Source organism: Streptomyces sp. NPDC088706 (assembly GCF_044752765.1).
Lineage (GTDB): Bacteria > Actinomycetota > Actinomycetes > Streptomycetales > Streptomycetaceae > Streptomyces.
This window is the reverse complement of sequence record NZ_JBIVLW010000004.1, coordinates 210,387-236,053: the sequence shown is the minus strand read 5'-3', so window position 1 is coordinate 236,053 and position 25,667 is coordinate 210,387. Positions and strand designations below refer to the sequence as shown.

The 25,667-nt window shown below is 70.1% G+C and carries 21 protein-coding genes; 5 read left to right on the top strand and 16 right to left on the bottom strand.

What is annotated here, in order from left to right; all coding sequences use genetic code 11:
• The first annotated feature begins 45 nt into the window (after positions 1-45).
• The 4 genes from ACIQAK_RS14090 (at position 46) to ACIQAK_RS14075 (ending at position 4,887) form a co-directional block, all read left to right on the top strand.
• Positions 46-2,037, top strand: a complete 1,992-nt coding sequence (locus ACIQAK_RS14090) for a CocE/NonD family hydrolase (protein WP_366390559.1) — start codon at positions 46-48, stop codon at positions 2,035-2,037.
• 181 nt (positions 2,038-2,218) lie between these two features.
• Positions 2,219-3,448: a fumarylacetoacetase gene (gene fahA, locus ACIQAK_RS14085; RefSeq protein WP_366390558.1), complete on the top strand. Its 1,230-nt coding sequence runs from the start codon at positions 2,219-2,221 to the stop codon at positions 3,446-3,448.
• Positions 3,445-4,155, top strand: coding sequence for a GPP34 family phosphoprotein (locus ACIQAK_RS14080; RefSeq protein ID WP_366390557.1), 711 nt, complete (start codon positions 3,445-3,447; stop codon positions 4,153-4,155). The genes fahA and ACIQAK_RS14080 overlap by 4 nt, the downstream gene beginning before the upstream one ends.
• 123 nt (positions 4,156-4,278) lie before the next feature.
• Entirely contained in the window at positions 4,279-4,887 is a 609-nt protein-coding gene (locus tag ACIQAK_RS14075; protein ID WP_366390556.1) for a Uma2 family endonuclease, read from the top strand.
• A gap of 35 nt (positions 4,888-4,922) precedes the next feature.
• Here ACIQAK_RS14075 and recQ read toward each other — a convergent pair whose 3' ends face one another.
• From recQ to ACIQAK_RS14000, 15 genes are all read right to left on the bottom strand, one after another.
• The gene (gene recQ / locus ACIQAK_RS14070; protein ID WP_366390591.1) at positions 4,923-7,004 is read right to left on the bottom strand and encodes a DNA helicase RecQ; all 2,082 of its coding nucleotides are present in this window, start codon (positions 7,002-7,004) and stop codon (positions 4,923-4,925) included.
• Positions 7,005-7,154: 150 nt separating this feature from the next.
• Positions 7,155-8,819, bottom strand: a complete 1,665-nt coding sequence (gene nuoN / locus ACIQAK_RS14065) for an NADH-quinone oxidoreductase subunit NuoN (protein WP_366390555.1) — start codon at positions 8,817-8,819, stop codon at positions 7,155-7,157.
• Positions 8,816-10,423: an NADH-quinone oxidoreductase subunit M gene (locus ACIQAK_RS14060; protein ID WP_366390554.1), complete on the bottom strand. Its 1,608-nt coding sequence runs from the start codon at positions 10,421-10,423 to the stop codon at positions 8,816-8,818. Before ACIQAK_RS14060 ends, nuoN begins: the two co-directional genes overlap by 4 nt.
• 4 nt (positions 10,424-10,427) lie before the next feature.
• Positions 10,428-12,347, bottom strand: a complete 1,920-nt coding sequence (gene nuoL, locus ACIQAK_RS14055) for an NADH-quinone oxidoreductase subunit L (RefSeq protein WP_366390553.1) — start codon at positions 12,345-12,347, stop codon at positions 10,428-10,430.
• Between the two features lie 13 nt (positions 12,348-12,360).
• Positions 12,361-12,660, bottom strand: a complete 300-nt coding sequence (gene nuoK / locus ACIQAK_RS14050) for an NADH-quinone oxidoreductase subunit NuoK (protein WP_031127582.1) — start codon at positions 12,658-12,660, stop codon at positions 12,361-12,363.
• The gene (locus ACIQAK_RS14045) at positions 12,657-13,523 is read right to left on the bottom strand and encodes an NADH-quinone oxidoreductase subunit J (protein WP_366390552.1); all 867 of its coding nucleotides are present in this window, start codon (positions 13,521-13,523) and stop codon (positions 12,657-12,659) included. The genes nuoK and ACIQAK_RS14045 overlap by 4 nt, the downstream gene beginning before the upstream one ends.
• Positions 13,520-14,209, bottom strand: coding sequence for an NADH-quinone oxidoreductase subunit NuoI (nuoI, locus tag ACIQAK_RS14040; protein WP_366390551.1), 690 nt, complete (start codon positions 14,207-14,209; stop codon positions 13,520-13,522). The genes ACIQAK_RS14045 and nuoI overlap by 4 nt, the downstream gene beginning before the upstream one ends.
• Positions 14,202-15,602 (bottom strand): NADH-quinone oxidoreductase subunit NuoH, encoded by a 1,401-nt coding sequence (gene nuoH, locus ACIQAK_RS14035; protein ID WP_366390550.1) that lies wholly within the window; start codon positions 15,600-15,602, stop codon positions 14,202-14,204. Before nuoH ends, nuoI begins: the two co-directional genes overlap by 8 nt.
• Positions 15,602-18,112: an NADH-quinone oxidoreductase subunit G gene (locus ACIQAK_RS14030; RefSeq protein WP_366390549.1), complete on the bottom strand. Its 2,511-nt coding sequence runs from the start codon at positions 18,110-18,112 to the stop codon at positions 15,602-15,604. The genes nuoH and ACIQAK_RS14030 overlap by 1 nt, the downstream gene beginning before the upstream one ends.
• A complete protein-coding gene (gene nuoF / locus ACIQAK_RS14025; RefSeq protein WP_366390548.1) occupies positions 18,109-19,491 on the bottom strand; it encodes an NADH-quinone oxidoreductase subunit NuoF in 1,383 nt (460 codons plus the stop codon). Before nuoF ends, ACIQAK_RS14030 begins: the two co-directional genes overlap by 4 nt.
• Positions 19,488-20,327, bottom strand: coding sequence for an NADH-quinone oxidoreductase subunit NuoE (nuoE, locus tag ACIQAK_RS14020; RefSeq protein ID WP_366390590.1), 840 nt, complete (start codon positions 20,325-20,327; stop codon positions 19,488-19,490). Before nuoE ends, nuoF begins: the two co-directional genes overlap by 4 nt.
• A gap of 29 nt (positions 20,328-20,356) precedes the next feature.
• Positions 20,357-21,679 carry an NADH-quinone oxidoreductase subunit D gene (locus ACIQAK_RS14015; RefSeq protein ID WP_366390547.1) on the bottom strand — a complete coding sequence of 441 codons (1,323 nt, stop codon included), beginning with the start codon at positions 21,677-21,679 and terminating at the stop codon, positions 20,357-20,359.
• Positions 21,679-22,404, bottom strand: a complete 726-nt coding sequence (locus ACIQAK_RS14010; RefSeq protein WP_366390546.1) for an NADH-quinone oxidoreductase subunit C — start codon at positions 22,402-22,404, stop codon at positions 21,679-21,681. The genes ACIQAK_RS14015 and ACIQAK_RS14010 overlap by 1 nt, the downstream gene beginning before the upstream one ends.
• Positions 22,401-22,955: an NADH-quinone oxidoreductase subunit B family protein gene (locus tag ACIQAK_RS14005; protein ID WP_018490715.1), complete on the bottom strand. Its 555-nt coding sequence runs from the start codon at positions 22,953-22,955 to the stop codon at positions 22,401-22,403. Before ACIQAK_RS14005 ends, ACIQAK_RS14010 begins: the two co-directional genes overlap by 4 nt.
• Positions 22,956-22,972: 17 nt before the next feature.
• Complete coding sequence (locus tag ACIQAK_RS14000) at positions 22,973-23,332, bottom strand: NADH-quinone oxidoreductase subunit A (RefSeq protein WP_003967084.1); 360 nt, start codon at positions 23,330-23,332, stop codon at positions 22,973-22,975.
• A gap of 788 nt (positions 23,333-24,120) precedes the next feature.
• Here ACIQAK_RS14000 and ACIQAK_RS13995 point away from each other — a divergent pair.
• The gene (locus ACIQAK_RS13995) at positions 24,121-24,969 is read left to right on the top strand and encodes a C40 family peptidase (protein ID WP_366390545.1); all 849 of its coding nucleotides are present in this window, start codon (positions 24,121-24,123) and stop codon (positions 24,967-24,969) included.
• A 363-nt stretch (positions 24,970-25,332) separates the two neighbouring features.
• Here the strand turns inward: ACIQAK_RS13995 and ACIQAK_RS13990 are convergent, their stop codons facing one another.
• The gene (locus ACIQAK_RS13990; protein ID WP_366390544.1) at positions 25,333-25,557 is read right to left on the bottom strand and encodes a hypothetical protein; all 225 of its coding nucleotides are present in this window, start codon (positions 25,555-25,557) and stop codon (positions 25,333-25,335) included.
• Positions 25,558-25,667 lie beyond the last annotated feature (110 nt).

Sequence of the window (25,667 nt, the reverse complement as noted above, 5' to 3'; positions counted from 1 at the left end):
GCGGCCTCATGAGAAGGCGTCCCCCGTCCCCCACCGAGGTGACCCATGAACATCACGACCGATCTCCCGTACGAGACGACCCGCGAGGACGTGTACATCCCGCTGCCCGGCGGCACCCGGCTCTACGCCCGGATCTGGCGGCCCCTGACCGACGAACCGGTCCCCGCGCTGCTGGAGTACCTGCCCTACCGACTCGGTGACCGGACCGCCCCGCGCGACTGGCAGCGCCACCCCTGGTACGCGGGCCACGGCTACGCCTGCGTACGGGTCGATGTCCGGGGCCACGGCAACAGCGAGGGGCTGCCGGGCGACGAGTACGACGCGCAGGAGCTCAGCGACGGGGTCGCCGTCATCCACTGGCTCGCCCAGCAGGAGTGGTGCTCCGGCCGGGTCGGCATGTTCGGCATCTCCTGGGGCGGTTTCAACTCGCTCCAGATCGCCGCGCTCGCCCCCGAGCCGCTGAAGGCGATCGTCACCGTCTGCTCGGCGGACGACCGCTACGACAACGACGTCCACTACATGGGCGGCTCGGTCCTCGCCATCGACATGCACGCCTGGGCCGCCACCATGCTCGCCTTCGTCTCCCGGCCGCCGGACCCGGCGCAGGTCGGCGACGCCTGGAAGGAGATGTGGCTGGAGCGGCTGGAGGCCGTCGACCCCTTCATCCACACCTGGCTGGCCCACCAGAGCCGCGACGACTACTGGAAGCACGGCAGCGTCTGCGAGGACTACGGGGCGATCAAGGCGCACGTCCTGGCGGTCGGCGGTTGGCACGACCCGTACCGCGACACCGTCCTGCGCCTGGTCGGGCAGCTCGATCCGGGGCAGGTGCGCGGGATCATCGGCCCGTGGTCGCACCAGTACCCGGACCGGGGGCTGCCGCCCGGGCCCGCGATCGGCTTCCTCCAGGAGACGCTGCGCTGGTGGGACCAGCACCTGAAGGGCAAGGAGACGGGCGTGATGCGGGAGCCGCTGCTGCGGTCCTGGATCAGCGGCTCGCACCCGCCCGCCACGGTGTACGAGACGCTGCCCGGCCGCTGGGTCGGGGATGCCTCCTGGCCGTCGGAGAACGTGACCCCGGTGGCGTACGCGCTCCAGGGCGGTGAACGGATCGTCGCCTCGCCGCAGCAGACCGGCCTGGACGCGGGCCGCTTCTTCCCGTTCGGCAACGACGCCGACCTGCCGCCGGACCAGCGCGACGAGGACGCCAAGTCGGTGTCGTTCGAGTTCCCCGTCGAGGAGGCGCCGATCGAGATCCTCGGCCGCCCCCGCGTGAAGCTCCGCATCCGGATGGACGTGCCGCGTGGCCAGGCCGTCGCCCGGCTCTGCGACGTGGGGCCCGACGGCTCCTCCACCCTGGTCACCCGGGGTGTCCTCAACCTCGCCGCCCGGCACGGCCGCGACCGCGCCGACGACTGGACGCCCGGCGAGAGTGAGGACGTCACCTTCGACCTCAACGGCATCGGGCACACCTTCCCGCCCGGCCACCGCATCCGGCTCGCGGTCTCCTCCTCGTACTGGCCCTGGATCTGGCCGCAGGCCGGTTCGGCGGGCTTCACCCTGGACGCGGACGGCAGCCGCGTGGAGCTGCCGGTGCGCCGCCACACCGAGGACCCGGCGATCACCTTCGGCGAACCGGAACAGTCCGAGCCGCTCGGCGTCGTCCACCCCGTCACCCTGGAGGAGCCGCGCCCCGAGCGCCTGGTCGTCCGCGATGTCGCCAAGGGCGAGTGGCGGCTGGAGGTCGACCCCCGCTACGGCACGCGGGTCTACCCCGACGGCCTGGAATTCACCGAGGACGCCCTGGAGACGTACACGATCCAGCAGGACGACCCGCTCTCCGCGCGCACCCGCAGCGACTGGCGGATCCGGCTGCACCGGCCGGAGATGGCCTGGGACGTGGAGATCGAGACACGCTCGGAGATCGCCGCCGACGACCACGACTTCATCACCTCCGACGAGGTGGTCTGCACGGACGGCGGCGAGGTGGTCTTCCACCGCACCTGGGAGAAGCGCATCCCGCGCACGGCGGGCTGAGCGGGCGGCGTGTTCCGTCGAGCGGGCCGAGTGTTTCCTGCCCGGGTCCCCCGGATTTCCGGGGGACCCGCCGAACTTTCCGGGCAATACGCGCAGTTGGGGATAGTCGGGGCACTGCCGTGGGGTAGGACCTCCGACGTAACGTGTCCCCCACACGACCTGGAAAGCGAGGCAGCAACAGATGCCCGAGCAGAGCAGCCCGCTCGATCTGGCCGAGGGCGATCCCTTCGGCCCGCACAACCTTCCCTACGGTGTGTTCTCCACCCCCGACCACTCCGAGGACCGCCGGGTCGGCGTCCGCATCGGCAACCACGTCCTGGACGCCGGGGCCGCCGCCCACGCGCTCGGCTCCCCGTACGCCGGGCTGCTGGCCCAGCCGAGCCTGACGCCGCTGCTCGCGGCGGGCCGCACCGCCTGGCGGGACGTGCGCCGCGCGCTCACCGCCTGGCTGACGGTCCCGGGCCACCGCGCGGACATCGAGCCGCTGCTGCACCCGGTGGACGCGGTGACCCTGCACCTGCCGTACGAGGTCGCGGACTACGTCGACTTCTACGCCAGCGAGCACCACGCCACCAACGTCGGGCGGATCTTCCGGCCGGACGGCGACGCGCTCACCCCGAACTGGAAGCACCTGCCGATCGGTTACCACGGCCGCTCCGGCACCGTCGTGGTCTCCGGTACGGACGTGGCGCGCCCCAGCGGCCAGCGCAAGACCCCCACCGACCCGGCGCCCGTCTTCGGGCCCTCGGTGAAGCTGGACATCGAGGCCGAGGTCGGCTTCGTCGTCGGCGTCCCCTCCGCCCACGGCACCCCGGTCCCGCTCGCCGACTTCCGCGAGCACGTCTTCGGGCTCTCGCTCCTCAACGACTGGTCGGCGCGCGACCTCCAGGCCTGGGAGTACGTGCCGCTCGGCCCGTTCCTCGGCAAGTCCTTCGCCACCTCCGTCTCGGCGTGGGTGACCCCGCTGGAGGCCCTGGACGCCGCCCGCACCGCTCCGCCGGCCCGGGACGTTCCCCTCCTGCCCTACCTCGACGACTCCGAGGAGGAGGAGCCCGGCGGCTTCGACATCCGGATCAGCGTCGAGATCAACGGCCAGGTCGTCGCCGAGCCGCCGTTCGCCTCGATGTACTGGACGGCCGCCCAGCAGCTCGCCCACATGACGGTCAACGGCGCCTCGCTGCGGACCGGGGACCTGTACGGCTCCGGCACGGTCAGCGGCCCCGAGACCACCCAGCGCGGCTCGCTCCTGGAGCTCACCTGGAACGGCCGCGACGCGCTGGAACTCCCCGAGGGCAAGCGGACGTTCCTGGAGGACGGAGACACGGTCACGCTGACCGCCTGGGCACCGGGCCCGCACGGCACCCGCGTGGGCCTCGGCGATGTGACCGGCAGGATCGTCACGGCGCCATGAGTACTCCTGCTCCCGCGCTGACGCTCCCCGAGGAACTGATCCTGCTCGCCCTGGACCCGGAGCGCGGCAAGCCGCTGTGCTCCCGGGGCTTCCTCCGGTACGCCACAGCTGGTGCGTCCCTGGCCGAACTGGAGCTCCAGGGGCGGATACGCGAGGAGCGCGGCCGGGTCCAGGTGGTCAACCCGCTGGACCCGGCCGACCCGCTGCTCGCCCACCTGCTGCGCACCCTGGACCCACCCGGCAAGAGCCGCTTCCGTTCCGGCACCAGCGCCAAGCGGTGGGTGCGGCAGTACGCCCGGTACACGGAGGAGAATTTCCTCGAAACCCTCGTCGGGCGCGGCGTCCTGCGCCGGGAGACCGCCCGCTTCCTCGGCCTGTTCCCGTACGAGCGCCACTTCCCGGGCGATCCGGACCTGGGCGCACTGGCCCGGTGGCGCTTCCACCAGGCCGAGGCCCAGGGCTTCCCGGACTCCCGCAGCCGGGTCCTCGCGGCCATGGCCGCCGCCATCGGCCTCGCCACCACCCTGAGCGCCCAGGGCCGCGGCGGCCGCTCCACGATGAAGCTCCTGCTCCGCGCCCAGTGGACCGCCCTGGCCGTCCACCGCAACGTCAAGCAGGACCGCTCCAGCGGCGGCGGCGGGAGCGATAGCGGCGGCTGGGGCGACGGCGGGGGCGGGGGAGGCTGCGGAGGGGGCGGCGGGGACTGATGAGCTGTTGAGCGTGGCTCCGGTCAGCGGTGCGTGAGGCGTTCACACGTTCGGGGGAGCCTCATCCGGTTCCCGGCGGATACGCTGGTCTGGCCCGCGAGACTCCTCCCCATGGGAGCAACGATGAGCACCGAACCCGAGGCCTCCGAGCCGCGGTGGGCGGTCCCGCCCGAGGGCGGCTGGACCGCCGATGACCTGGACACACTCCCGAATCTGCCTCCACACACGGAGCTGATCGACGGGAGTCTCGTTTTCGTGAGTCCGCAGACCTTGTTCCATTCACGGGCGGTCGACTTCTTCAACTGGCAGCTGCAATCCCTGGCCCCGCCCGAGCTGGAGGTGGTGCGCGAGTTCACCATCGACATCGACCGCTACAACCGGCCCGAGCCCGATGTGATCGTCATCGACGGTGACATCATCCAGGACCCGAACCAGACCCGGTTCCCCGCCGAGTCGGTGCGCCTCGCCATCGAGGTCGTCTCCCCCGAGTCACGGTCCCGCGACCGGGAGACCAAGCCCGTGAAGTACGCCCGCGCGACGATCCCGCACTACTGGCGGGTGGAGAACCACGACGGGCGTGCCGTGGTGTACGTCTTCGAACGGGAACCAGCCACCGGCGCGTACACCTCGACGGGGATCTTCCACGACCGGATGAAGGTGTCGGTGCCGTTCCCCGTGGACCTGGACCTCACGGCGATCACGCCCCGCCGCCGGGCGGCGGACCCGGGGTAGGTCCCGCCGCCTTCCCCCGCCGCCCGGTCCGCACCTCACTCGTACTCGGGCGGCTCCTCGTCCCAGGCGAACTCCGGGTCGCTGTCCTGCCGGGCGGCCGGGGCCGCGGGGGCTGCCGGAGCTGCGGGGGCCGTTGCGCGGGCCGGGGTCGCCGGCGGGCGGGGCGTGGGAGCTTCGGCGGCTGCGGGAGCCTCCGGAGCAGGGCCCTGCGGAGCGGCCGCTCCCGGGGGCGTCTCCGCCAGGACCTCCAGCACGCCCTCCCCGTACGTCGCCAGCTTCTTCTCGCCCAGGCCGCTGATGGAGCCCAGCTCCGCGAGCGAGGACGGGTGCAGCGTCGCGATCTCCCTCAGCGTCGCGTCGTGGAAGATCACGTACGCCGGGACGCCCTGCTCCTTGGCCGTCGCGCCGCGCCAGGCGCGCAGCGCCTCGAAGACCGGGACCGCGGACGCGGGGAGGTCGGCGGCGGCCGCCTTGCCCTTGGCGCCCTTGGAGCCGCCGGCCGAGGACGACGAGCGGGTCGTGGGCTTCTTGGGCTCCTTGCGGAGCAGCACCTCCCGCTCCCGGCCGAGCACCGTCGCGCTCTCGTCGGTGAGGACCAGCGTGCCGTACTCCCCCTCGACCGCGAGCAGGCCCTGTGCCAGCAGCTGGCGCACGACGCCGCGCCACTCGGCCTCGGCCAGCTCCTCGCCGATGCCGAAGACGGAGAGCTGGTCGTGGTCGAACTGGATGACCTTGGCGGTCTTGCGGCCCAGCAGGATGTCGATGATCTGGCCCGCGCCGAACTTCTGGTTCCGCTCGCGCTTGAGGCGGACCACCGTGGAGAGCAGCTTCTGCGAGACGACCGTGCCGTCCCAGGTCTCCGGCGGGGTCAGGCAGGTGTCGCAGTTGCCGCAGGTGGCGGCCGTGGGCTCCTGGCCGAAGTAGGTGAGGAGCTGGGCCCGGCGGCACTGGACCGTCTCGCAGAGCGCCAGCATCGAGTCCAGATGGGCGGCGGCCCGGCGGCGGTGGGCCTCGTCGCCCTCGCCGCCCTGGATGAGCTTGCGCTGCTGGACGACGTCCTGGAGCCCGTACGCCATCCAGGCCGTGGACGGCTCTCCGTCACGGCCGGCGCGGCCGGTCTCCTGGTAGTACCCCTCGACGGACTTGGGAAGGTCCAGGTGGGCGACGAAGCGGACGTCCGGCTTGTCGATGCCCATGCCGAAGGCGATGGTCGCCACGACGACGAGGCCCTCCTCGCGGAGGAAGCGCGCCTGGTGGGTGGCGCGGGTCGAGGCGTCCAGGCCCGCGTGGTACGGCACAGCCTCGATCCCGTTGCGGCACAGATACTCCGCGATCTTCTCGGTGGAGGCGCGCGAGAGGCAGTAGACGATGCCCGCGTCCCCGGCGTGCTCCTCCTTGAGGAAGGTGAGGAGCTGCTTCTTGGGGTCGGACTTCGGGACGATCCGGTACTGGATGTTGGGCCGGTCGAAGCTGGCCACGAAGTGCTTCGCCTCGGGCATGGAGAGCCGGCGGGTGATCTCCTGGTGCGTGGCGTCCGTGGCGGTCGCCGTCAGGGCGATGCGCGGGACGTCGGGCCAGCGCTCGCCGAGCACGGACAGGGCCAGGTAGTCCGGGCGGAAGTCGTGGCCCCACTGGGCGACGCAGTGCGCCTCGTCGATCGCGAAGACGGAGATCTCGCCTCGGGCCAGCAGCGAGAGGGTGGAGTCCAGCCGCAGCCGCTCCGGCGCCAGGTAGAGCAGGTCCAGCTCGCCCGCGAGGAACTGCGCCTCCATCGAGCGGCGCTCGTCGAAGTCCTGCGTGGAGTTCATGAAGCCGGCCCGCACACCGAGCGCCCGCAGGGCGTCGACCTGGTCCTGCATGAGGGCGATCAGCGGGGAGACGACGACCCCCGTGCCGCGCCTGACCAGGGAGGGGATCTGGTAGCAGAGGGACTTCCCGCCGCCGGTCGGCATGAGCACGACGGCGTCGCCGCCGGACACCACATGCTCGATGACCGCGCCCTGCTCGCCGCGGAACGCGTCGTATCCGAAGACCCGGTGCAGCGTCCGCTGCGCCTCGGTCTCGGAAGCGCTGTCGGTGTCGGTCCCGTTGCCGGTCACCGTGCCGGTCACATCCATGGTCACGCCCAATGCTCTGTCCCCCGAGGTCCGCACGTCCGGCCCTGTCCGTCCTGCTCTCGTCCCCGACCACGATAGGCGGCTCCTACGACAACGCCGGACGGTCCTGTGGACAAAGGACCGCCCGGCGCCGTTCCACAGGGGAATCGCCTACCGCACGAAGACCCCCGCCTGGCCCGCCAGGTCCAGGAAGTACTGCGGGGCCAGGCCCAGCACCAGCGTGACCGCCACACCGACCGCGATCGTCGTCATGGTCAGCGGGGACGGGACGGCGACCGTGGGGCCGTCCGCCTTCGGCTCGCTGAAGAACATCAGGACGATCACGCGGATGTAGAAGAAGGCGGCGATCGCCGACGAGATCACACCGACGACGACCAGCGCGCCCGCGCCGCTCTCCGCCGCCGCCTTGAAGACGGCGAACTTGCCGGAGAAGCCCGAGGTGAGCGGGATCCCGGCGAAGGCCAGCAGGAACACCGCGAAGACCGCCGCGACCAGCGGCGAGCGGCGGCCGAGCCCGGCCCACTTCGACAGGTGCGTGGCCTCGCCGCCCGCGTCCCGAACCAGCGTGACGACGGCGAACGCGCCCACCGTCACGAAGGAGTACGCGCCCAGGTAGAAGAGGACCGAGGAAATCCCCTCCGGGCTGGTGGCGATGACGCCCGCGAGGATGAAGCCCGCGTGCGCGATCGAGGAGTAGGCCAGCAGCCGCTTGATGTCGGTCTGGGTGATCGCGACGACCGCGCCGCCCAGCATCGTGATGATGGCGACGGCCCACAGCACCGGCCGCAGGTCCCAGGTGAGCCCGGGGAGCACCACGTACAGCAGGCGCAGCAGCGCGCCGAACGCGGCGACCTTGGTGGCGGCGGCCATGAAGCCGGTGACCGGGGTCGGGGCGCCCTGGTAGACGTCCGGGGTCCACATGTGGAACGGGACGGCGCCGACCTTGAAGAGCAGGCCGACCAGGATCATCGCGCCGCCGATGAGCAGCAGCGCGTCGTTGCCCATGGTGCCGGCGAGGGCCGGGTCGACCTCCAGGACCGAGCCGTCGACGACGTTGGCGATGGTGGCGTACGACAGGGAGCCCGCGTAGCCGTAGAGGAGGGCGATCCCGAAGAGCAGGAACGCCGAGGAGAACGCACCGAGCAGGAAGTACTTCACGGCCGCTTCCTGCGACATCAGCCGCTTGCGGCGGGCGACGGCGCACAGGAGGTAGAGCGGGAGCGAGAAGACCTCCAGCGCGATGAAGAGGGTCAGCAGGTCGTTGGCGGCGGGGAAGACGAGCATGCCCGCCACCGAGAAGAGGACCAGCGGGAAGACCTCGGTGGTGGTGAAGCCCGCGCGGACGGCGGCCTTCTCGCTGTCGCTGCCGGGGACCGTACCGGCCTGGGCGGCGAAGGAGTCGACCCGGTTGCCGTGGGCGGTGGGGTCGAGCCGCCGCTCGGCGAAGGTGAAGACGGCCACCACGGAGACCAGGAGAATCGTGCCCTGGAGGAACAGGGTGGGGCCGTCGATCGCGATCGCGCCCATGGCCGCGATCCGGGCCTTCGTGGTGCCGTACCCGCCGGCGGCGAGGGCGACGACGGCGGCGAACGCGGCGGCCAGCGACACCACGGTCAGCAGGAGCTGGGTGTGGTAGCGGGCCTTGCGTGGGACGAAGGCCTCCGCCAGGACGCCCAGGACGGCGCCGATCACGATGACCAGGACCGGTGCGAGCTGGGCGTACTCGATCGTGGGCGCCGTGAAGCGGTCCCCCGGGGCTGCGGATGTCACCCCGCTCGCCGTCGTCCACAGGCTGTGGACAGCTGTTGCGCTCACTTGGCGGCCTCCACCTCGGGCTGGGGGTCCTTCTTCTGTACGTCGGACATGGTGTGCTCCACCGCCGGGTTGACGACCTCGGTGAGCGGCTTCGGGAAGACGCCCAGGAAGAGCAGCAGCGCGATCAGCGGTACGGCGACCACCAGCTCACGCGCCTTGAGGTCGGGCATGGTCCGGACCGACTCGTTGACCGGTCCGGTCATCGTCCGCTGGTAGAGGACGAGGACGTAGATCGCGGCGAGCACGATGCCGGAGGTGGCGATGATCCCGGCCACCGGATACGCGCTGAACGTGCCGACCAGCACCAGGAACTCGCTGACGAACGGGGCGAGCCCCGGCAGCGACAGGGTCGCCAGACCGCCGATGAGGAAGGTGCCCGCCAGCACGGGGGCGACCTTCTGCACCCCGCCGTAGTCCGCGATGAGCCGTGAGCCGCGCCGGGTGATGAGGAATCCGGCGACCAGCAGCAGCGCGGCGGTGGAGATGCCGTGGTTGACCATGTAGAGCGTGGCGCCCGACTGGCCCTGGCTGGTCATGGCGAAGATGCCGAGGATGATGAAGCCGAAGTGCGAGATCGAGGCGTAGGCGATGAGCCGCTTGATGTCGCGCTGGCCGACCGCGAGCAGTGCTCCGTAGACGATGGAGACGAGCGCCAGGACGATGACGACCGGGGTCGCCCACTTGCTGGCCTCCGGGAAGAGCCCGAGGCAGAACCGGAGCATCGCGAAGGTGCCGACCTTGTCGACGATCGCGGTGATGAGGACGGCGACCGGTGCGGTCGCCTCGCCCATCGCGTTGGGCAGCCAGGTGTGCAGCGGCCAGAGCGGGGCCTTGATCGCGAAGGCGAGGAAGAACCCGAGGAAGAGCCACCGCTCGGTGCTGGTCGCCATCCCCAGGGTGCCGTCGGCCCGGGCCGCGGCGATCTCGGAGAGCGAGAAGCTGCCCGCGACCACGTAGAGCCCGATGACGGCGGCCAGCATGATCAGGCCGCCGGCCAGGTTGTAGAGGAGGAACTTGACCGCCGCGTACGAGCGTTGCTTCGCGGCGTTCTCGTCGCTGCCGGCGTGGGCCCGGTCGCCGAAGCCACCGATGAGGAAGTACATCGGGATGAGCATGGCTTCGAACAGGATGTAGAAGAGGAAGACGTCGGTCGCCAGGAACGACAGGACCACCATGGCCTCGACCATGAGGATCAGGGCGAAGAAGCCCTGGGTGGGGCGCCATCGGTACGGCTTCGTCTCGTCAGGCCCCCCGCTCGAACGGAGTTGAGAGCTTGGGGACGGGTCGGCGTCGTGCCAGCCGGCCACGATGACGAACGGGATCAGCAGCGCGGTGAGCCCGAGGAGGGCCACCCCGATGCCGTCCACGCCCAGTTCGTACCGGACGCCGAAGTCGGCGATCCAGGCCTTGGACTCGGTCAGTTGGTAGCGGTCGCCGCCCGGCTCGAAGCGGGCGAAGACGATGCCCGCCAGCACGAGTGTGCCCAGCGAGAAGAGCAGCGCGACCCACTTGGCCACGGTGCGCTGTGCGGCGGGGACGGCGGCGGTGGCGATGGCTCCGATGGCCGGGAGCGCCGCCGTCGCGGTCAGGAGGGGAAAGGACATGTGATCAGACCGCCCTCATCAGCAGGGTCGCGGCGATGACGACCGCCGCACCGCCGAACATCGAGACCGCGTAGGAGCGGGCGTAGCCGTTCTGCAGCTTGCGCAGCCGGCCGGAGAGTCCGCCGACCGACGCGGCCGTGCCGTTGACGACGCCGTCGACCAGGGAGTGGTCGACGTAGACGAGCGAGCGGGTGAGGTGCTCGCCGCCGCGCACCAGGACCACGTGGTTGAAGTCGTCCTGGAGCAGGTCGCGGCGGGCCGCCCGGGTGAGCAGTGAGCCGCGCGGGGCGAGCACGGGGACCGGCCTGCGGCCGTACATCGCCCAGGCGATACCCACCCCCGCGATCAGGGCCACCACGGTGGCTCCGGTGACGGTGGCCGCGCTCAGCGGGGAGTGGCCGTGGTCGTAACCGGTGACCGGCTCCAGCCAGTTGACGAAACGGTCACCGATGGCGAAGAAGCCACCGGCGAAGACCGAACCGACGGCCAGCACGATCATCGGGACCGTCATGGACTTCGGGGACTCGTGCGGGTGCGGCTCGTGACCCTCGCCCGCGGCGGAGCCGCTGTCCGACGCAGTGGGCTGCCAGCGCTTCTCGCCGAAGAACGTCATCAGCATCACGCGCGTCATGTAGAACGCGGTGATCGCGGCGCCCAGCAGGGCGACGGAGCCGAGGATCCAGCCCTCGGTGCCGCCCTTGGCGAAGGCCGCCTCGATGATCTTGTCCTTCGAGAAGAAGCCGGACAGGCCCGGGAAGCCGATGATGGCGAGATAGCCGAGACCGAAGGTGACGAAGGTGACCGGCATGTACTTCCGCAGGCCGCCGTACTTGCGCATGTCGACCTCGTCGTTCATGCCGTGCATCACCGAACCGGCGCCCAGGAAGAGCCCGGCCTTGAAGAAGCCGTGCGTCACCAGGTGCATGATGGCGAAGATGTAGCCGATCGGGCCGAGGCCCGCGGCGAGGATCATGTAGCCGATCTGGGACATCGTGGAGCCGGCCAGCGCCTTCTTGATGTCGTCCTTGGCGCAACCGACGATCGCACCGAAGATCAGCGTGACCGCGCCGACGATGACCACGACCAGCTGGGCGTCCGGGGCACCGTTGAAGATGGCGCCGGAGCGGACGATCAGATAGACACCGGCGGTGACCATGGTCGCGGCGTGGATCAGGGCGGAGACCGGGGTCGGTCCCTCCATCGCGTCGCCGAGCCAGGACTGTAGCGGCACCTGGGCCGACTTGCCGCAGGCGGCCAGCAGCAGCATCAGGCCGATGGCCGTCAGCGTGCCCTCGCTGGTCTCGCCGGTCGCCTCCAGCACCGGCCCGAAGGCGAAGGTGCCGAAGGTGGTGAACATCAGCATGATGGCGATCGAGAGGCCCATGTCACCGACGCGGTTGACCAGGAAGGCCTTCTTCGCGGCGGTGGCCGCGCTCGGCTTGTGCTGCCAGAAGCCGATGAGCAGGTACGACGCCAGACCGACGCCCTCCCACCCGACGTACAGCAGCAGGTAGTTGTCGGCGATGACCAGGATCAGCATCGCCGCGAGGAACAGGTTGAGGTAGCCGAAGAAGCGGCGCCTGCGCTCGTCGTGCTCCATGTAGCCGATGGAGTAGATGTGGATCAGCGTGCCCACACCGGTGATGAGCAGGACGAAGGTCATCGACAGCTGGTCGAGCTGGAAGGCGATGTCGGCCTGGAAGCCCTCCACCGGAATCCAGCTGAACAGGTGCTGGTGCAGGGCGCGGTCCTCGGCGCCCTTCCCCAGCATGTCGGCGAAGAGGACGACGCCGACGACGAACGAGGCGGCGGCGAGCACGGTGCCGAGCCAGTGCCCGGCCTTGTCCAGCCGACGGCCGCCGCAGAGCAGGACCGCCGCTCCGAGCAGGGGCGCCGCGACGAGCAGCACGATCAGGTTCTCCACGATTCCGGTCCCCTTACAGCTTCATCAGGCTGGCGTCGTCGACCGAGGCCGAGTGGCGGGAGCGGAACAACGACACGATGATCGCGAGCCCGACGACGACTTCCGCGGCGGCCACGACCATCACGAAGAAGGCGACGATCTGCCCGTCGAGGTTTCCGTGCATCCGGGAGAACGTGACGAGCGCCAGATTGCACGCGTTGAGCATCAGCTCGATGCACATGAACAGCACGATCACGTTCCGCCGGATCAGCACCCCGGAGGCGCCGATCGCGAAGAGCAGGGCCGCGAGGTAGAGATAGTTGACCGGGTTCACTTGGCGGCCTCCGAGTTCTCCGCCGCGGAGGCGGGGTTCGCCCCGCGCGCCACGGCGTCCGCGTCCTCACGTCCGAGCCGCTCGCCCGAGCGCTGCTCCAGCGCCTTGAGATCGGCGAGGGCCTCCTGGGAGACATCGCGGATCTGACCCCGGTCGCGCAGCGTCTTCATGACGGTGAGGTCGGACGGTGTGCCGTCGGGCAGCAGACCGGCGATGTCCACCGCGTTGTGCCGGGCGTAGACACCGGGGGCGGGCAGCGGCGGGAGGTGCTTGCCGCGCACGCGCTCCGTCGACATCTCCCGCTGGGTCCTGGCCCGTTCGGTGCGCTCGCGGTGCGTGAGCACCATCGCTCCGACGGTCGCGGTGATCAGCAGGGCGCCGGTGATCTCGAACGCGAAGACGTACTTGGTGAAGATGAGGTTGGCGAGCCCCTCCACGTTCCCGCCGTGCAGGGCGTTGGCGGCGCCCAGACCGTTGAAGGTGGACAGCGACGCGTGGCCGATGCCCGCGATCAGCAGGATGCCGAAGCCGAGGCCGCAGCCCACGGCCAGCCAGCGCTGCCCCTTGAGGGTCTCCTTGAGGGAGTCCGCGGCGGTGACGCCGACGAGCATGACGACGAAGAGGAACAGCATCATGATCGCGCCGGTGTAGACGATGATCTGGACGACGCCGAGGAAGTAGGCGCCGTTGGCGAGGTAGAAGACGGCCAGGACGACCATGGTCCCGGCGAGCGACAGGGCGCTGTGCACGGACTTCTTCAGCAGGATCGTGGCCAGCGCGCCGATTACGGCGACGGTGCCCAGGATCCAGAACTGGACGGCCTCACCGGTCGAGGTGGTGGTGGCCGCGGCGATCGCGTTCATGCGCCCGCCCCCCTGTCCTGCCGGGCTTTGCCGTCCTGGGTGATGACCACGGACTCGTCGGACTTGGGCTCACCCCTGGAGAGCGCCGGCTGGGGCACCGTGCCGGGGGCGGCCTCGGTGACCAGGCCCCGGTAGTAGTCCTGTTCGTCCATGCCCGGGAAGATCGCGTGCGGGCTGTCGACCATGCCTTCCTCCAGCCCCGCGAGCAGCTCGTCCTTGGTGTAGATGAGGCTCTCGCGGGTGGTGTTGGCGAGCTCGAACTCGTTCGTCATGGTCAGCGCCCGGGTGGGGCAGGCCTCGATGCAGAGTCCGCACAGGATGCAGCGCGCGTAGTTGATCTGGTAGACGCGGCCGTAGCGCTCGCCCGGGGAGTAGCGCTCCTCCTCCGTGTTGTCCGCGCCCTCCACGTAGATGGCGTCCGCCGGACACGCCCAGGCGCACAGCTCGCAGCCGACGCACTTCTCCAGGCCGTCCGGGTGGCGGTTGAGCTGGTGGCGGCCGTGGAAGCGGGGCGCCGTCACCTTCGGCGTCTCCGGGTACTGCTCGGTCAGCCGCTTCTTGAACATGGCCTTGAAGGTCACGCCGAAGCCGGCCACGGGGTTCTGGAACTTCTCCCCCGCCGCTCCCGATTCGCCCGAGGACCCAGCGGATCCCGATGAGCCCGTGAGCTCTGGTTTCTCAGACACCGCCGGCCTCCTTTCCGTCACTCGCGTTTCCGTCACTCTGAGTATCCGGTCCACCACTGACAACGAGCTCCCGCTCCCGCCGCGGTACGCGCCTGGGCACCGGCGGCAGGGTCTGTCCGGGCAGCGGTGGCACCGGGAACCCGCCCGCCATCGGGTCGAAGGCGGGCTCCGGTCCGGCCTCCGCCTCCTGGGCCCTGCCCCTGCGGTCGCGGAAGGTGTCGACGACCAGGGAGATCAGCAGGACGGCCAGCACGGCCCCGCCGACGTACAGGACGATCCGGGAGAAGTCGTAGCCCTCGTTGCGCAGCGCGCGGACGGTGGCGACGAGCATCAGCCAGCCCACGGAGACCGGGATCAGGACCTTCCAGCCGAGCTTCATCAGCTGGTCGTAGCGGACGCGTGGCAGGGTGCCGCGCAGCCAGATGAAGAAGAAGATCAGCGCCTGGAGCTTCAGGAAGAACCAGAGCATCGGCCACCAGCCGTGGTTCGCCCCCTCCCAGAACGCGGAGATCGGGTACGGGGCCCGCCAGCCGCCGAGGAACAGCGTCACCGCGATCATCGACACGGTCACCATGTGGATGTACTCGGCGAGCATGAACATCGCGAACTTGATCGAGCTGTACTCCGTGTTGAAGCCGCCGACGAGGTCGCCCTCGGACTCCGGCATGTCGAACGGGGCCCGGCTGGACTCCCCGATCATCGTCACCATGTAGATGAGGAAGGACATCGGCAGCAGGATGACGTACCAGCGGTCTCCCTGGGCCTGCACGATGGTGGAGGTCGACATCGACCCGGAGTAGAGGAAGACCGAGGCGAACGCGGCGCCCATGGCGATCTCGTAACTGATCATCTGGGCGCAGGAGCGGATCCCGCCGAGCAGCGGGTACGTCGAGCCCGAGGACCAGCCGCCGAGGACGAATCCGTACACCCCGACCGCGCCGACGGCGAGGATGTAGAGCGCGGCGATCGGCAGGTCGGTGAGCTGCATCGTCGTACGGGTGCCGAAGATCGAGACCTCGTTGCCCGCCGGGCCGAAGGGGATGACCGCGATCGCCATGAAGGCGGGGATCGCCGCGAGGATCGGCGCGAGGACGTAGACGGCCTTGTCCGCGCGCTTGACGACGACGTCCTCCTTCAGCATCAGTTTGACGCCGTCGGCGAGCGACTGGAGCAGTCCCCAGGGGCCGTGCCGGTTGGGGCCGATCCGCAGCTGCATCCAGGCGACGACCTTGCGCTCCCAGACGATGGAGAAGAGCACGATCAGCATCAGGAACGCGAAGCAGAAGACCGCCTTGACCAGCACCAGCCACCAGGGGTCGGTGCCGAACATCGACAGGTCCTCGGCGGCGAGGACGGCACGCTCCGGTGCCGTGGTGAGTGCGGTGAGGCCCATCACGCTCGTACCTCCGATGGTTCGACGGGCGCACCCGGTACGGCGGCGGGGCCGATCCGTACCAGGCCGCCGGGGTTCGCACCGGTGTCGGCGGGGATGCCGCGTCCCACCGAGTTCAGCGGCACCCAGACCACGCGGTCCGGCATGTCGGTGACCTGGAGGGGGAGTTCCACGGTGCCGGTGGGGCCGGTGACGGCGAGCAGGTCGCCGTCCTTGACGCCGGTCTCGGCCGCGGTGGTGGCCGAGAGCCGGGCGAGTGCCGCGTGCCGGGTCCCGGCGAGCGCGGTGTCGCCCTCCTGGAGCCGGCCGAGGTCGAGCAGCATCCGGTGGCCCGCGAGGACCGCCTCGCCGTCGCCGGGCCGGGGCAGCGGCCGGGCCGGCTCGCGCGGGTCGTCGGCGTGGCCGCCCTCCCAGCCGCCGAGCCGGTCCAGCTCGCGGCGGGCGGCGGTCAGGTCCGGCAGCGCGAAGTGCACGTCCATGGCGTCGGCCAGCATGTGCAGCACGCGGGAGTCGACCGGGGCGAGGGTCCGGGGCATCTGCTCCGGCTTCAGCGCCGCCTGGAACATCCGGACCCGGCCCTCCCAGTTGAGGAAGGTGCCGGACTTCTCCGCGACGGCGGCGACCGGGAAGACCACATCCGCCCGGGTGGTGACCTCGCTCGGCCGCAGCTCCAGCGAGACCAGGAAGCCGACCTCGTCCAGGGCCCGCAGCGCGCGCGCCGGGTCGGGCAGGTCCTCCACGCCGACCCCGGCGACGACGAGCGCGCCCAGTTCGCCGGTGGCCGCGGCCTCGATGATCTGGCCGGTGTCGCGGCCGTGGCGGGCGGGCAACTCGGCGACGCGCCAGACGGCGGCCACCTCGTCCCGGGCCCGCGGGTCGGTGGCCGGTCGGCCGCCGGGCAGCAGGGTGGGGAGCGCGCCGGTCTCCACCGCACCCCGGTCGCCCGCCCGGCGCGGAATCCATACCAGGCGTGCGCCGGTCGCGGTGGCCGTACGGATCGCGGCGGAGAGGGCGCCGGGCACTCCCGCGAGCCGCTCCCCGACGATGATCAGGGAGTGCTCGCCGCGCAACGCCTCGGCCGCGGCGGCCCCTTCGGCCTCCAGGCCGACGCCGCCGGCGAGGGCGTCCAGCCACTCGGTCTCGGTGCCGGGGGCGGCAAGCAGCAGCGTGCCACCCGCCTTCACCAGGCCGCGCGTGGCGTGCGAGGCGAGGGCGAAGGTCTTCTGGCCGCCCCTGCGGTGGGCCTTGCGCAGCCGCAGGAAGACGCCGGGAGCCTCCTCCTCGGACTCGAACCCGACGAGCAGGACCGCGGGGGCCTTCTCCAGCGCGGTGTACGTGACCCCCTCGCCGTCCAGGTCCCGGCCGCGTCCGGCGACCCGGGCGGCCAGGAAGTCGGCCTCCTCGGCGCTGTGGACCCGGGAGCGGAAGTCGATGTCGTTGGTGTCGAGGGCGACCCGGGCGAACTTGCTGTACGCGTAGGAGTCCTCGACGGTCAGCCGGCCGCCGGTCAGGACGCCCGCGCGCCCTCGGGCGGCGAGGAGCCCGGCCGCCGCGGCTTCCAGCGCCTCGGGCCAGCTCGCCGGTTCCAGGACGCCTTCGGCGTTGCGGACCAGCGGGGTGGTGAGCCGGTCGCGCTGCTGGGCGTAGCGGAAGCCGAACCTCCCCTTGTCGCAGATCCACTCCTCGTTGACCTCGGGCTCGTTGGCCGCGAGGCGCCGCATGACCTTGCCGCGCCGGTGGTCGGTACGCATCCCGCAGCCGCCGGAGCACTGCTCGCACACCGAGGGGGTGGAGACCAGGTCGAAGGGGCGGGAGCGGAAGCGGTACGCCGCCGAGGTCAGCGCGCCGACCGGGCAGATCTGGATGGTGTTGCCGGAGAAGTACGACTCGAAGGGGTCGCCCTCGCCGGTGCCGACCTGCTGGAGGGCGCCGCGCTCGATCAGCTCGATCATCGGGTCGCCCGCCACCTGGTTGGAGAACCGGGTGCAGCGCGCGCAGAGCACGCACCGTTCGCGGTCCAGCAGCACCTGGGTGGAGATCGGGACGGGCTTCTCGAAGGTCCGCTTCTTGCCCTCGAAGCGGGAGTCGGCGGCGCCGTGCGACATCGCCTGGTTCTGGAGCGGGCACTCGCCGCCCTTGTCGCAGACGGGGCAGTCCAGCGGATGGTTGATCAGCAGCAGTTCCATCACGCCCTTCTGCGCCTTCTCGGCGACCGGGGAGGTGATCTGCGACTTGACGACCATGCCGTCGGTGCAGGTGATGGTGCAGGAGGCCATCGGCTTGCGCTGGCCCTCCACCTCGACGATGCACTGGCGGCAGGCGCCGGCCGGGTCGAGGAGCGGGTGGTCGCAGAAGCGCGGGATCTCGATGCCGAGGAGTTCGGCGGCCCGGATGACCAAGGTCCCCTTGGGGACGCTGATCTCGATGCCGTCGATGGTCAGCGTGACCAGGTCCTCGGGCGGGATCGCCGCCTCGCCGCCCCCGGAGGGCGCACTCGTGGTGACTGTCATGCGTTCACCCCCCGGTGAGCGTTCTTGCCGTCGGCGTTCTTCTCGTCGGCCCAGGCGGTGGATTTCGCGGGATCGAAGGGGCAGCCCTGGCCCGTGATGTGCTGTTCGTACTCCTCGCGGAAGTACTTGAGCGAGGAGAAGATCGGCGAGGCGGCGCCGTCACCGAGCGCGCAGAACGACTTGCCGTTGATGTTGTCGGCGATGTCGTTCAGCTTGTCCAGGTCGGACATCTCGCCCTTGCCCCCCTCGATGTCGCGGAGCAACTGGACCAGCCAGTACGTCCCTTCGCGGCACGGCGTGCACTTGCCGCAGGACTCGTGGGCGTAGAACTCGGTCCAGCGGGTGACGGCCCGCACCACGCAGGTCGTCTCGTCGAAGCACTGGAGCGCCTTGGTGCCGAGCATGGACCCGGCGGCGCCGACGCCCTCGTAGTCGAGGGGGACGTCGAGGTGCTCGTCGGTGAACATCGGCGTGGAGGAGCCGCCCGGCGTCCAGAACTTGAGGCGGTGCCCGGCCCGCATCCCGCCGCTCATGTCGAGGAGCTGGCGGAGCGTGATGCCGAGCGGGGCCTCGTACTGGCCGGGGCTGGTGACATGGCCGCTGAGCGAGTAGAGCGTGAAGCCCGGGGACTTCTCGCTGCCCATCGACTTGAACCAGTCCTTGCCCTTGTTCAGGATCGCGGGAACCGAGGCGATGGACTCGACGTTGTTCACCACAGTGGGGCAGGCGTACAGACCGGCGACCGCGGGGAAAGGAGGTCGCAGCCGGGGCTGGCCACGCCGTCCTTCGAGAGAGTCGAGCAGCGCGGTTTCCTCACCACAGATGTACGCGCCGGCACCTGCGTGCACCGTGAGTTCCAGATCGAGTCCTGAGCCCAGGATGTTCGTCCCCAGATAACCCGCCTCGTACGCCTCTCGTACGGCCTCGTGCAGTCGTCGCAGCACGGGGACGACCTCACCGCGCAAGTAGATGAACGCGTGCGACGAACGGATCGCGTAACAGGCGATCACGATGCCCTCGATGAGGCTGTGCGGGTTCGCGAAGAGGAGCGGGATGTCCTTGCAGGTCCCCGGCTCCGATTCGTCGGCGTTGACAACTAGATAGTGCGGTTTTCCATCACCCTGCGGGATGAACTGCCACTTCATCCCGGTGGGGAAGCCCGCGCCGCCTCGTCCGCGCAGACCGGAGTCCTTGACGTACGCGATGAGGTCGTCGGGCGCCATGGCGAGCGCCTTGCGCAGCCCCTCGTACCCCTCGTGGCGGCGGTAGGTCTCCAGGGTCCAGGACTCGGGCTGGTCCCAGAAGGAGGACAGGACGGGAGCGAGCAGCTTCTCGGGGCTCGTCCCGTTGTGGTCGATCTCGGCGGCCAAGGTCATCACTCCCCCTCCTCGGCTGTCGGCCCGGCCGGGTGCTCCGGGTCGGAGGCCGAGGTCTGCTGCGGTGCGTCGTGCGAGCTGAGGCGCTCGGTCGGCGACGGATCGTGGACCTGTGCGTCCTGCGGCTTCTCGTCCTTGGGCCGCCCGTCGCGCGGGGCGACGACCCGTGCCTTCGGCAGGACCTCACCCTTCGCGAGCCGGAGTCCGACGAGGGAGGCGGGGCCCGCGCCTCCGGTGGCCTCGACGGCGCCGGGGCGCTCGTCGGGGAAGCCGGCCAGGATGCGGGCGGTCTCCTTGTAGGAGCAGAGCGGGGCGCCGCGGGTGGGCTCGACGGTCCGCCCGGCGATCAGGTCGTCCACGAGTCGGGTGGCGCTCTCGGGCGTCTGGTTGTCGAAGAACTCCCAGTTCACCATCACGACGGGCGCGAAGTCGCAGGCCGCGTTGCACTCGATGTGTTCGAGGGTGACCTTGCCGTCCTCGGTCGTCTCGTTGTTGCCGACGCCGAGGTGTTCCTTGAGCGTGTCGAAGATGGCGTCGCCGCCCATGACCGCGCACAGGGTGTTGGTGCAGACCCCGACCTGGTAGTCCCCGCTGGGCCTGCGCCGGTACATGGAGTAGAAGGTGGCGACGGCCGTGACCTCGGCGGTGGTGAGGTCGAGGGTCTCGGCGCAGAAGGCCATTCCCGTACGGGAGACGTACCCCTCCTCGGACTGGACGAGGTGGAGCAGCGGCAGCAGCGCGGAGCGGCTTCCCGGGTAGCGGGCGATCACCTCCTTCGCGTCCGCGTCGAGCCGGGCGCGCACGTCGGCCGGGTAGGCGGGGGCGGGGAGCTGCGGCATCCCCAGACTGACCTCTTGATTTGCTGCGGTCACCGGTCGACGCCTCCCATCACGGGGTCGATGGACGCGACGGCGACGATCACGTCGGCGACCTGGCCGCCCTCGCACATCGCCGCCATGGCTTGCAGATTGGTGAAGGACGGGTCGCGGAAGTGGACCCGGTAGGGGCGGGTGCCGCCGTCGGAGACGACGTGTACGCCGAGTTCGCCCTTGGGGGACTCGACGGCGGTGTACGTCTGCCCGGGCGGGACCCGGAAGCCTTCGGTCACCAGCTTGAAGTGGTGGATCAGGGCCTCCATGGAGGTGCCCATGATGTTCCTGATGTGGTCGAGCGAGTTGCCGAGGCCGTCCGCGCCGAGGGCGAGCTGGGCGGGCCAGGCGATCTTCTTGTCCGCGACCATGACCGGGCCCGGCTCCAGGCGCTCCAGGCACTGTTCGATGATCCGGAGCGACTCGCGCATCTCGTCCATGCGGATGAGGAAGCGTCCGTAGGAGTCGCAGGTGTCGGCGGTCGGCACCTCGAAATCGTAGGTCTCGTAGCCGCAGTAGGGGTCGCTCTTGCGCAGGTCGTGCGGGAGCCCGGCGGAGCGCAGGACCGGCCCGGTGGCGCCGAGCGCCATGCAGCCGGTCAGGTCGAGGTAGCCGACGTCCTTCATGCGGGCCTTGAAGATGGGGTTGCCGGTGGCGAGCTTGTCGTACTCCGGCAGGTTCTTCTTCATGGTCCGGATGAACTCGCGCAGCTGGTCGACCGCGCCCGGGGGCAGGTCCTGGGCGAGGCCGCCGGGGCGGATGAACGCGTGGTTCATCCGGAGCCCGGTGATCAGCTCGAAGAGATCGAGAACCAGTTCACGATCGCGGAAGCCGTAGATCATGATCGTGGTCGCGCCCAGCTCCATACCGCCGGTGGCGATGCAGACCAGGTGCGAGGAGATCCGGTTGAGCTCCATCAGGAGCACACGCAGGACCGTGGCGCGGTCGGGGATCTGGTCCTCGATGCCGAGGAGCTTCTCGACACCCAGGCAGTACGCCGTCTCGTTGAAGAACGGCGTCAGGTAGTCCATCCGCGTGACGAACGTGGTGCCCTGGGTCCAGTTGCGGAATTCGAGGTTCTTCTCGATGCCGGTGTGGAGGTAGCCGATGCCGCAGCGGGCCTCGGTGACGGTCTCGCCGTCGATCTCCAGGATCAGCCGCAGCACGCCGTGCGTGGACGGGTGCTGGGGACCCATGTTGACGATGATGCGTTCGTCGTCGGACTTGGCGGCGGATTCGACGACCTCGTCCCAGTCGCCGCCGGTGACTGTGTATACAGTCCCCTCGGTCGTGGCACGGGGCGTTGCGTGGGGAGTGGTCATCAGGAGTACGACCTCCGCTGGTCCGGAGCCGGGATCTGGGCGCCCTTGTACTCGACGGCGATGCCGCCGAGCGGGTAGTCCTTGCGCTGCGGGAAGCCCTGCCAGTCGTCCGGCATCATGATCCGGGTCAGGGCCGGGTGCCCGTCGAAGACGATGCCGAAGAAGTCGTACGCCTCGCGCTCGTGCCAGTCGTTGGTCGGGTAGACCTCGACGAGGGACGGGATGTGCGGATCGCTGTCCGGGGCGGAGACCTCCAGCCGGATGAGCCGGCCGTGGGTGAGGGACCGCAGATGGTAGACGGCGTGCAGTTCGCGGCCCTTGTCCCCGAGGAAGTGGACGCCGCTGACGCCCGTACAGAGCTCGAAGCGCAGGGCGGGGTCGTCGCGCAGCGTGCGGGCGACCTGGACCAGGTGCTCGCGGGCGATGTGGAAGGTGAGCTCGTCGCGGTCGACGACCGTGCGCTCGATGGCGTTCTCGGGGAGCAGGTCCTGCTCCTCCAGGGCCCCTTCGAGCTCGTCGGCCACCTCGTCGAACCACCCTCCGTACGGCCGGGAGGAGGCTCCCGGCAGGGTGATGGTGCGGATGAGGCCGCCGTATCCGGAGGTGTCGCCGCCGTTGTTCGCGCCGAACATGCCCTTGCGTACGCGGATGACCTCGCCGCCGGTGTCGCGCGGCGCGGGTACGGCGTTGCCGTTCTGCTCGCCGCCCTGGTTGTTCCCGGTCACCGCAGGAGCCCCTTCATCTCGATCAGGGGCAGCGCCTTGAGGGCCGCTTCCTCCGCCTCACGGGCGGCTTCCTCCGCGTTCACCCCGAGCTTGCCGTCCTGGATCTTCTGGTGGAGCTTGAGGATGGCGTCCAGCAGCATCTCGGGACGCGGCGGGCATCCCGGCAGATAGATGTCGACCGGGACAATATGATCAACGCCCTGCACAATGGCGTAATTGTTGAACATTCCACCCGATGACGCGCAAACCCCCATGGAGATCACCCACTTGGGGTTCGGCATCTGGTCGTAGACCTGCCGCAGGACGGGCGCCATCTTCTGGCTGACCCGGCCGGCGACGATCATCAGGTCCGCCTGGCGCGGCGATCCGCGGAAGACCTCCATGCCGAACCGGGCCAGGTCGTAGCGGCCCGCGCCGGTCGTCATCATTTCGATGGCGCAGCAGGCGAGGCCGAACGTGGCCGGGAAGACGGAGGACTTCCGCACCCAGCCGGCGGCCTGTTCGACCGTGGTCAGCACGAAGCCGCTGGGCAGCTTCTCTTCGAGTCCCATGTGTGCCCCTCAGCCCCTCAGTCCCATTCCAGGCCGCCGCGACGCCAGACATACGCATAGGCGACGAAGACGGTGAGCACGAAGAGCAGCATCTCCACGAGCCCGAAGATCCCCAGGGCGTCGAAGGAGACCGCCCAGGGATAGAGGAAGACGATCTCGATGTCGAAGACGATGAAAAGCATCGCCGTCAGGTAGTACTTGATGGGGAAGCGGCCGCCTCCGGCCGGTGTCGGCGTGGGTTCGATACCGCACTCGTACGCTTCGAGCTTTGCCCGGTTGTACCGCTTGGGGCCGATAAGCGTGGCCATGACCACGGAGAAGATCGCAAACCCTGCCCCGAGGGCGCCGAGCACGAGGATGGGCGCGTAGGCATTCACGCTCCTCGCTCCTTCCAGTCGTCCTTGACCGTTGGACCGCATCGGGCGACCGGCTCGCCACCTCACCAAGATCGTGCACATGTGAGGCAGTTCACAAGCCCGACTGCCCCGCATCCTATGCCCGTCGCCCTGTGATCTGCGACACGGGGTACGTCACGGTCTTTGTGATCTCCACCACCTGGCGAAGGATCATGAAGTTGTATGAGCGGTGATCTTCATACGCGAAGCGGCGAAGTGATCACGAGACGTGACATTCGACGGTGTTACCCCTGGTCAAACGGGTGCGGTGCTATCAATGGACGGCCACTACAAGCAAATTGGCCATGGATGGCCAGGGGGTGATAAGGGCCCCGGTTCCTCTCACTCTCACCCGGACGAGCGGCGGCAGGGACCGAAGGGGACATGTGCACGCATTCACGAACTCCCGGAGGCGTTGCCGGCGGGAGCACCCGAGGAGGTGGTGGAGCGTCCGCCACCGCAGCGACGCGGACCTCGGCCGCGCGCGCGAGGGTTGCCTGCCATCGGAGACCCACGCTGTGACCTGCGCCACTCACGACACCGCACAGGAAAACCGGGCTTGGCCATCGGTGTGAACGGATGGTAAGTGGCAGGCAATTCGGGCGTATTGCCGAAAGCTAGAGATCACGGCCCTGATGGCGCCTGCCCGTTTTGCCCGTTACGGCGTCAATAAAGGCGCACGGAAAGCGGATTCGCAGATTCCGAACGTAACTGTGTCGCAACACACGTTTCTTGATGGGACCCCTACACCCCTGGTAGCGCTAGTACCTATGTCCCACACCGCTCACATACCCAGCCACCGGAAGCCCCGCCAGCGCGCCTCGAAGTCGGCGCTGCGAGCCGGAGTTGCCGGTGGCGTCCTCAGCACCATCGCGGTCGCGGGTGCCGCCGGCCCGGCCCAGGCCGAACCGGTGACCCAGACCATCGAGATGCCCACCATCACCGCCGGGCTCTCCACCGCCGTCGCCGCCTCCGCACAGGCCACACAGCAGGTCGCCCTCGACCTGGAGGCGCAGGCACACGAGGACGCCGCAGCCGAGAGCGCTGCGAAGAAGGCCAAGAAGGCCAAGGCCGAGGCCGTTCGCAAGGCAGAGGCGGAGGCCAAGAAGGAGGCCGAGGCCGCCGCCAAGGCCAAGGCGGAGGCCGAGGAGCGTACCGAGCGCGCCTCCCGTACCGCCGAGCGCACGACGCTCAGCGCCTCCGGCTCCTCCTCGGGCGACTCGGCCTCCGCGTCCGCCCCCTCGTCCTCCTCGTCGAACGCCACCGGCTCCGCCGCCGCCATCGTCGCGTTCGCCAAGTCCCAGGTCGGCGACGCGTACGTGTCCGGCGGCACCGGCCCCAACGCGTGGGACTGCTCCGGCCTCGTCCAGGCCGCGTACCGCACGGTGGGCATCGACCTCCCGCGCGTCTCGCAGTCCCAGTCGACCGCCGGGACCCAGGTCTCCCTGGACAACCTCCAGCCCGGCGACATCCTGTACTGGGGCGGTGCGGGCAGCGCGTACCACGTCGCGATCTACGTGGGTGGCGGCGAGTTCGTCGGCGCGCAGAACTCCAGCACGGGCACGGTCCAGCGCTCCATGGACTACGACCGGCCGACCGGCGCGGTCCGCGTTCTCTGATCCACCGGCTGATCACCGGCGATCCACCAGCGGTGCCGGGCATGTCCGGTGACAGCTGAGGGCCGCCACTCCCCCTCGGGAGTGGCGGCCCTCGCCCGTGCTCCGCTGACGCCGCCGCAGGTCTTACGGGCCCCACCGCCGCCCCCAGGTCGAACGCGCTCGTGGTGAAGGCCCCCAGCGCGTACCCGGGGGTGGGAACGGCCCGTGCCCGCGGTGATCCGGCGGGGACGGAGCCGTGATGAACAAGGCCGGTGACCCCTCGGGATCAGTCGGCGACGCTCAGCCGCGGTTCGCCCACCGGTGCACCGGTGGGCGGAGTCGGTCGGACTCGGGGCCGGACATGAGGGTCGGGCTGCCGGCCGGTCAGCGGCGGCGGGGGCGGCGGGTCGTCCGCTCCGGCTCCCGCGCGGAGGTGGTCGGCGCGGGCAGCGCCTCGTACGCCGCGTCCAGGTCCTCCTCGTCGTCGAGCGGGAGCAGCCCCGGAGCGAAGTGCGGTTCCAGGAAGAGGCCGTGGTGCTGGGGCGGCGTGGTGTCCTGGGTGCCCGGTTCCGGGCGGGAGGACTTCCGGGGCAGGGATGCGGTGGTCATGGCTGTCTGTCCTTGGGGTCGAGCAGCGCTGTATCGGCTTGTTCCGTACCCCGCTGGCCTGCGTTCGATGTGAGCGTGCGTCATGAAGATTCGTACGCGCCGCGGGTCGC